This is a genomic window from Chryseobacterium pennipullorum (genome assembly GCF_003384725.1).
GTDB lineage: Bacteria > Bacteroidota > Bacteroidia > Flavobacteriales > Weeksellaceae > Chryseobacterium > Chryseobacterium pennipullorum.
The window spans coordinates 113,825-120,085 of record NZ_QNVV01000014.1; the positions used below are offsets into that span (position 1 = coordinate 113,825).

A 6,261-nucleotide genomic window follows, 5' to 3' on the forward strand; every position below is an offset into this window, starting at 1 on the left:
AAATCAAAAGTTTTACATAAAATTAATATAAAAAGGATGGAAATCAATCCACCCTTTACACATTAAAAAATCAAAATTACAAATTGTTATTTTACTTCCGGAGCGGCAGTATTCATAGGCTTTTTCATTTTTCTATCTTTCATTGCCATGCGTTTCTTTTCCATTTTTTCCTTCCTGTCAGCCTGCCATTTATCATATTGTTCAGGAGTCAGGATCTTTTTCATATCAGTTTCCATTTGAGCTCTTTTGGCCTTTCTATCTTCCAGTTTTGCCTGGTGTGCTTCTTTATTTTTTGCAAACTCAGCTTTCATCTCAGATTTTTTCTTTTCGTGAAGTGCTTTGATCTGGGCTATCTGGGACGGGTTCAGATTAAGGTCCTTTTGCATCTTGGCTAAATGTTCCTGCTCTCTCTGCTGCATTTTTTGCTGCATTTCCGCTCTTCTTGCTTCTTTGTCCTGTGGAGTCGTCTGTTGAGCCATTGCGAAACTTCCCATTCCGATAAATGCTATTGCTAAAACTAATTTTTTCATGTTTTTAAATTTAATTAATTGTTATATACCTTTTGGATAATTAATTAAAACACAAGTTAAATTAACATATTCATAAATAATGTTAAAGTTTTAACAAAATATTTTTAATAAATAATAAAAAAAGAGCAGATTATAAAAACCTGCCCTTCACACCACTTAAATATAATATATGAAAATTAATTCTTTACCAAGCTGCTTCTGAATCCGCCGCTATTGTTTTGATTTTGCCGGCTTGGAGCCGTTTTTTCGGATTTTTCACGGAAGCCATTGCTGTCTCCTCTGAATCCGCCACTATTTTCTCTGGGTGGAGTATTTTCTCTTCTCCCTTCATTATTTCCCCTGAATCCACCACTGTTTCCTTTTGGCTGAGGTCTTTCTCTCCTCACTTCATTGTTTTCTCTAAATCCGCCACTGTTTCTAAAGCCTCCTCTGTTATTATCAGAGTTGTCACGAAAGCCTCCTGTATTGTTTCTTACTCCATTATTACCGCCTCTAAATCCAGAATTATCATTTCGGCCTGTATTGTCACGGAAGCCTCCGGAATTGTTACCGTCTCTCACTGAACCACGGAATCCATTATCTCTTCTTATAATATTAAAAGTAGGATTGTCTGCTCTTCTGAATCTTGCCCGGTCTACTCTGTAAATATTGATATTAATATTCCTGTATCTTGGCATTACCCTATATCTTGGAACATAATGTGTTCTCCGGTAATTCTGGAAATACACAACAGGGCTAGCTCCTCTGTAATAGTTATTCTGAAAAACAACAAACACCCTTGGTCCCAATATTCTTTCCAGAGCATAGAATCTGTCATAATACCATCGGTCCGGATTGTAGCGATAGAAATTATTCCAGGCTGAAAAACCTGCATACAGATTGTTCAATCTCATAATCTGATCTACCTGCCAGCGGTTTAATCTGTTTTGTGCAAAAAAACCATTCCAGTCAATAGATACAATACTATTTCTATAGTCATTGTAATAGCTTTGATAATAATCGCCTGGATAATAATCCTGAGGATAATTGTAATAATAATCGTCAGGAAAATAATTTCTGTCATCTTCATCGCCATAATAGCCGTTTCCATTCTGATAATAACCATCGTCTCCCCAACCATTATTCGGATACTGCTGAGCCGACGTCAAAACGCCCAGCCCAAAAGCTAATCCCAAAAATATTTTTTTCATCTCTATAGTCGTTAATTGGTTAGTATATAGCAGAATATCTCAATTCTATCTTTTTGATGCAAATAAAAAAAAGAAGTTAAATGCTTTGCTTCAACTTCTTTTAAATTATTTATAAATGACTGATAATCAATTGTAAAATTTACGCTCTCCCACTATCTTTAATCCAATGGGTAATTTTTTCATTGAAAAGCTTTTGTCCTTTCAGATTTTCGAGCTGAATGTGCATCCTGTACCGCCAATAATGTGGAAAAACGGCAGGGTTATTAATTCTTTCATTGTCGATTTTATGATTGGAAAGTTGAGCATCTGTAGCTAAAAACTCCTGAATAGGGAAAATAGCCAGCATGGATTCATTGTAAAGATGCTGTTTCATAATGATTTCTGCCAGATAAGGGGTCAGCTCTTCAGGTGCTTTTCCGTATTGGATCAGCTGTTGGTTAAAATACTTCTGGGTAAGTGCCGGATCTTCTTTCCACCATTGCCTCAGGGTAGAGCTGTCATGAGAGGAAGCGGTCACTACATTCATATAGCTGGCATTCTTAGGATTATAGAAAGGAATGTTTTCTGACGGCATCCGTTGGACTTTAAGGGCAATGATTGCCAATTCATCCATCACCACAGGAACACACGCCGGAACCATACCAAGATCTTCACCACAGATCAGCATTTTGGTAGCGTTCAGAATTACCGGAAGTTTTTCCATGGCTTTTTCGTACCACAAATGATCTTGCCTTCTGAAAAAATAGTCATGATAGAGCTCATAAATACTTTTCTGCTCCCATTCAGGCAAATATTGATAAGATTCGGTATGGTACACATTAAATCTTGGATGATAAACTGTTTCACCATTTCTATCTTCTTCTAAAAACAGGACGTTGGCAGCAAGTGAAATCAAAGGATCTTCAAGTGAGCCCTGTGGTTTCTTCTTAAAGAAATCGGCAAGCTTCCTTTGGGTATTAAATTCTTCTTTAAATACGTAGGTACCATTATCATTCTGATCCATAAAACTTAAAACCTTTCCGCTCTGTTCTCCAAAGTATTTCCATAAAATCTGGTTATTGATAAATGGTCTGCAATACCTTTCCGTGTTAAACGGAATCTGCCAGGCCTTGAATTCATCCCGAACAATTGGAACAGCAGGGTAAAAATACCCTAAAATCCCCTGTACAGCTGAAATTGGCATTCTCCAGATCCTGAAAAACCCTAAAATATGATCAATACGCATCGCGTCAAAATATTGCTCAAGTGCTTTAAATCGGTTTTTCCACCATCTGTACTCATCATCTTTCATTGCTTCCCAGTTGTAGGTCGGGAATTCCCAATTTTGTCCAAGCTCAGTAAACTGGTCAGGTGGTGCACCAGCCTGGAAATCCATTCCGAACAACTCAGGCTCTGCCCAGGCTTCCACAGAATATCTGTAAATTCCTATTGGCAAATCACCTTTTAAAGAGACGCCCAGGCGATGCGTATAATCTACTGCATCTTTTAGCTGAGTATGAAGCTGATACTGTACCCATGCGTGAAGCATTGATAGATCGTAGTCTTTACTTTTAGGAGTAAAAAACTGAGCAATTTTGCCTGCAATATATTTTTTATGCGTCTTCCATTCGTCGAAATTGGGAGTCTTGTATTTGTCTCTCAGAACACAAAATGCAGAGTAAGGCACCAGCCACGATTCATTATCTTTTATAAATTTACGAAACCCTCTGTCTTTAAAAATCTTGTCTTTTGCTTCATAAAAAACAGCCTTCAGATATTTCCATTTGCCGGCAATCATTTTTTCGTAATCAATAAGGTCTAAAGCATTTAAAGCTTCTTTATCAGCAGCATAGTCCTGAACTAATTCTTCCGGTAAAGAAAAATCCAGCTTTTCCAGTGAAATATATTGGGGATGAAGTGCATAAACCGATACCGCCGCGTAGGGATAAGAATCTGTCCATGAATAATTGGCTGTTGTATCATTAATAGGGAGGATCTGAATAATCCCCAGATTGGTTTCTTTTGACCAGTCTGCCAATTTTTTAATATCAGCAAATTCTCCCACTCCAAAACCGTCTTCGCTTCTTAAAGAAAATACAGGAACAGCAACCCCGGCATCGTGATACATCTGATAACCCTTAAACCTAAAATAATGATTGGAAACAATCTGCAAAATGTCCGGCTGCAGATTAGCAACTGTATATCTGTTTTCTCCGGTCTCTACATCAACGATTCTGTTTTGTTTTGTATCATAAATACAGTATTTAAACTGAATCAATTCGTTTTCAGGAATTTCTACTGAAACCTCCCAAACCCCAATCTCTGTCTGATGCATCTGAAGAGCTTTATCATAGTTCCAGCTTCCAAGAGAGGCCGTGCTTCCAAAGAGAGCAACCTTCCACTCCGGATTATATATGGGAGCTTCTATTCTGAATAAATGAGTATGCTTTTTTAAAACAGTAGATTTTCCGGTAACAAAACCATGCAGTTTATTGTATAGAATTTTGTTATTCAGATAGTTTTCGGGAAAGTTCTTATTATTCCATTCATCGAAGATGACAAATTCTTTATAGTTATGAGGAAAGCTAAGGTAATGCTTAACAAATTCCTCTCTCAGGATATTTCCTTTCTCATCTGTGATACGATACTGATAAGATATCGATTTCGAAAAATAATCCACCTCACATTTCCATAGTCCGTTCTCTGCATAAAACATTGTATGGATATGAGCAGAAGTTCCCTCCTCACTAATTACCAACTGCAGGTTTTCTCCCGCCTTTACAATATATCCTACATTAAAGTATAGCTTCATCTATATTTTTTTATAAAAGTACATTTTAATATCGAAAAATAAAACTTATTGAATATCAAATAATCATTAAAAAACCTTCTCAATCTGATTGAAAAGGTTCTGATATGCTGTTGTATTATGGTAGAATTTATTCTGTTATAATAATTTTTTTACTGAACAGAATCTTTCCGGATTCCTCCATAATGTTTACAATATAGGCTCCGCTTACAAGATGTCTGAGAAATACTTTCTGATCCCCAGCACCTTCTTTTATTGTGAAGCTATCGTTCATTACATTTTTCCCCGCCATATCATAGATATTAAGTTTAATACTCCCTTTTACGCTTTTTTTGCCCATATGTACATTGATATATTTCTCGTCTACTTTTGTAGGATAAATATCAAAATCAGTCATTGCCACAGATGATGAAATTCTATCATTGACAAAGTATTTACTTGCCAGGTCGTAGATATGAAGTCCTTCTTCACCCGGCAGTTTAGTTGCCTGTAAAGATCCCATATCTACTTCATACATGGGAGCACCTTTGGCACTTGCAACCACTACTTTTCCACCCTCATTCACTGCAGCACCATTGACCGAGTAATGTTCTGGAATTCCCTTTATTTTACCAACAAATCTGGCCTTTAATTCTTTAGTTGAAACTTTAAAAACATTTCCGGAAGCGGAAAAAATATAAAAATTATTATGGCTATCAGCCACCATATCGCCTCCAAAACCTGTTTCCATAGCAGTAAATGAATTCCTGCCATTCGAAGGATCGTCCTTAATAATTCCCAGATCATTAACTGTATACTGCCCTCCTTCCTTACTGATCTGCAATAATTGCGTTCCTGCATTGTTTACAGCATAGATATTTCCATCATATCCGGAGGCCATTCTTGTGATATGAGAATTAATATCACAGGAAGATACTTTGGCCACAGTATTCTCAACCAGGATGATTGCACCGGTATGAGGGTTCAGTACATAAATATTGGAAGAGAACATGGGCATGTAGATCAAATGATTATTAGCTGGATCATAAGCCAATGCAGCCATAGTGACAGCCTGGGAATTGTTATAAGAGTTTCTGTTTTCAGAGATGATCCCTCTTCCAGATTGTGAAAAGATCTTGGGAGAAGATTCTGCCGTAAATATTTTAGCTCCGGAAGTTCCAGTGGTCGGATTGATCACACGAAAATCCTTAAAATCGATACTTTGGGTATTCTTTCCGGTAATCGCAAAAAAGTCCTGTTGTGCATGTGCATTTACACCCAGTAGCACCAGGAAAAGAGGGAATAAAAGTTTTTTCATAATTAATAGATTTTAGATTGTTATCATTTTGAATGGAACTAAGTTACGTAATTTACAAATCGAAATGTAAATAATTAAAAGGATTTAAACATTATTCGTAACAAACGGATCTATCCACTCTAATTATGATAATCAAAAAAGAACCATTAGTGATTGATTATTCAGTAGGAACAGGCTTCAGCCATTCACATTAAGTAGAAAACCTTCGATTAGCTTTAGCTAAACCTATTATCCATCATCTGTGCAAATCTGTGAGATCTGTGGTTTATGATCTTTGTTGCAGGTTGTTTCGTTGCTGGTTGGATTGGTTTCTGGTTGAGTAGTTGGTGGATTGATGGTTGCCTTAAGTATAAAGCCAAAAAAAAAATCCTTTATCTTGACGATAAAGGATTTTTAAAAATAAAATAAAAACTGGCGGCGGCCTACTCTCCCGCGTTAGCAGTACCATCGGCGCTG

The 6,261-nt window shown here is 36.8% G+C and carries 4 protein-coding genes; all 4 read right to left on the reverse strand.

What is annotated here, in order from left to right:
* Nucleotides 1–86: 86 nt before the first annotated feature.
* Nucleotides 87–530, reverse strand: a complete 444-nt coding sequence (locus DRF67_RS15245; RefSeq protein WP_115929155.1) for a hypothetical protein — start codon at nucleotides 528–530, stop codon at nucleotides 87–89.
* Nucleotides 531–706: 176 nt separating this feature from the next.
* On the reverse strand, nucleotides 707–1,720 hold the full coding sequence (locus DRF67_RS15250; protein WP_115929156.1) for a hypothetical protein: 1,014 nt from the start codon (nucleotides 1,718–1,720) through the stop codon (nucleotides 707–709).
* 139 nt (nucleotides 1,721–1,859) lie between these two features.
* The gene (locus DRF67_RS15255) at nucleotides 1,860–4,511 is read right to left on the reverse strand and encodes a 4-alpha-glucanotransferase (protein WP_115929157.1); all 2,652 of its coding nucleotides are present in this window, start codon (nucleotides 4,509–4,511) and stop codon (nucleotides 1,860–1,862) included.
* A gap of 127 nt (nucleotides 4,512–4,638) precedes the next feature.
* Nucleotides 4,639–5,805: a T9SS type A sorting domain-containing protein gene (locus DRF67_RS15260; RefSeq protein WP_115929158.1), complete on the reverse strand. Its 1,167-nt coding sequence runs from the start codon at nucleotides 5,803–5,805 to the stop codon at nucleotides 4,639–4,641.
* Nucleotides 5,806–6,261: the final 456 nt, after the last annotated feature.

What these genes read in the sequence shown, in the direction of transcription:
- DRF67_RS15260 (WP_115929158.1), bottom strand. Translation starts at nt 5,805, where the DNA reads ATGAAAAAACTTTTATTCCCTCTTTTCCTGGTGCTACTGGGTGTAAAT.
- DRF67_RS15250 (WP_115929156.1), bottom strand. Translation starts at nt 1,720, where the DNA reads ATGAAAAAAATATTTTTGGGATTAGCTTTTGGGCTGGGCGTTTTGACG.
- DRF67_RS15245 (WP_115929155.1), bottom strand. Translation starts at nt 530, where the DNA reads ATGAAAAAATTAGTTTTAGCAATAGCATTTATCGGAATGGGAAGTTTC.
- DRF67_RS15255 (WP_115929157.1), bottom strand. Translation starts at nt 4,511, where the DNA reads ATGAAGCTATACTTTAATGTAGGATATATTGTAAAGGCGGGAGAAAAC.